The organism is Paracoccus sp. DMF, assembly GCF_004407025.1.
Taxonomy (GTDB): Bacteria; Pseudomonadota; Alphaproteobacteria; order Rhodobacterales; family Rhodobacteraceae; genus Paracoccus; species Paracoccus aminovorans_B.
In genome coordinates this window covers 1-1,960 of record NZ_SOKV02000118.1, presented here as the reverse complement: position 1 = coordinate 1,960, position 1,960 = coordinate 1, and the positions used below count along the sequence as shown (strand labels likewise).

The following is a 1,960-nucleotide window of genomic DNA, read 5'->3' as shown; positions in this document are numbered from 1 at the left end:
GTCCTGCACGGGATCGAGGACTTCCAGGTGGCCCGTGAGGACACGTTGCGGAACCCGGCCTTCACGGATTCCAGCACCGGCGGCCTTGCCACCTTCGACTGCGTCATCGCGAACCCACCGTTCTCGCTCAAGGAATGGGGGCGTGACCTGTGGGAGGCCGACCCCTGGGGCCGGGCCCAGTACGGCATCCCGCCCGAAAGCTACGGCGACTATGCCTTCGTCCAGCACATGATCGCGTCGATGGCGCCCACCGGGAACAGCCGCATGGCCGTCGTCCTGCCGCAGGGCGCGCTGTTTCGGAAGTCGGCCGAAGGCTCGATCCGGCAGGCCCTGCTGGAAAAGGACATGGTCGAGGCGGTCATCGGCCTTGCGCCGAACCTGTTTTACGGGACGCAGCTGGCTGGGTGTGTCGTCATCCTGCGCCGCAAGAAGCCCGAGGCCCGCAAGAACAAGGTCCTGATCATCGACGCCTCTGGCCTGTTCCGCAAAGGCCGGGCGCAGAACTTCCTCGATCAGGAGCACAGCGACCAGATCGTCGCCTGGTACCGCGCATTCGAGGATGTCGAGGATTGCGCCAAGGTGGCGACGCTGGACGAGATCAAGAAGGAAGGCTGGACCCTGAACATCTCGCGTTACGTCCTGCCGCCCATCGGCCAGGACATTCCGCCTCTCCCCGAAGCCGTCGAGGCGTTCAAGACCGCGCTGGCCGACGCCCGGGCGGCCGAGGATCACCTGCGCAAGGTGCTGGTCGAAGGGGGGTGGCTGCAATGAGCGGGCTGACCCAGCGCGAACTCGAAAGCTATCTCTGGGGCGCCGCCACCCTGCTGCGCGGCCTCATCGATGCCAGCGACTACAAGCAGTACATCTTTCCGCTGTTGTTCTTCAAACGCCTGTCCGACGTCTGGGACGGTGATTACCAGCAGGCACTCGATGAAACCGGCGACGAGGGTTACGCCACCGACACCGCCAACGACCGCTTCGTGATCCCCGAAGGCGCGCATTGGAAAGACGTGCGCGCAGCACCGCGCGATGTGGGGCGGGCGCTGCTGTCGGCCTTCCTCGCCATCGAGGCCGCGAACCCTGAACGCCTTCAGGGCGTCTTCGGCAACGCGAACTGGACCGACAAGGCCCAGACACCCGACAGCACGCTGAAGAACCTGATCGAACACTTCTCCAAGCACGACCTGACCCTCGCCGCCGTGCCCGAGGACGAGCTTGGCAACGGCTACGAATACCTGATCAAGAAATTCGCCGACGACAGCGGCCACACCGCGCAGGAGTTCTACACCAACCGCACCCTCGTCCATCTGATGGCGCAGATGCTGGAGCCCCAGCCGGGCGAGAGCATCTATGACCCGACCTGCGGGACCGGCGGCATGCTGATCTCGTGCCTGGCCGAGGTGAAGCGGCGCGGGGGCGACATCCGCACCACCGGCCTTTACGGGCAGGAGCTGATCACCATCACCGCCGCCATCGCGCGGATGAACCTCGTCATCCATGGCGTGGACGATTTCCACATCGCCAGCGGCAACACGCTGGCCACGCCCGCCTTCGTGCAGGGCGACCGGCTGCGGACCTTCGACGTGGTCCTGGCCAACCCGCCCTATTCGATCAAGAAATGGAACCGCGGCGCGTGGGAGCAGGATGCCTGGGGGCGCAATTTCCTTGGCACCCCGCCGCAGGGGCGGGCGGATTACGCCTTCTTCCAGCACATCCTGTCGTCGATGCACCCGAAAACCGGGCGCTGCGCCATCCTGTTTCCGCATGGGGTGTTGTTCCGCAATGAAGAGGCCGAGATGCGGCGCAGGCTGGTGGAATCCGACCGGGTCGAATGCGTGCTGGGGCTGGGGCCGGGGCTGTTCTACAACTCGCCGATGGAGGCCTGCGTGGTGATCTGCCGGTCGCAGAAGCCCGAGGCGCGCAAGGGGCGCATCCTGTTCATCGACGCGGTGGCCGAGAT

Annotated in this window: 2 protein-coding genes; both read left to right on the top strand. The window is 65.6% G+C overall.

What is annotated here, in order from left to right; translation table 11 throughout:
• Nucleotides 1–771: SAM-dependent methyltransferase (locus E3D03_RS20575; RefSeq protein WP_263568499.1), on the top strand; the 771-nt coding region annotated here is incomplete at its 5' end.
• On the top strand, nt 768–1,960 hold a 1,193-nt coding region (locus E3D03_RS20570; RefSeq protein WP_263568498.1), incomplete at its 3' end, for a class I SAM-dependent DNA methyltransferase. The genes E3D03_RS20575 and E3D03_RS20570, both read left to right, overlap by 4 nt.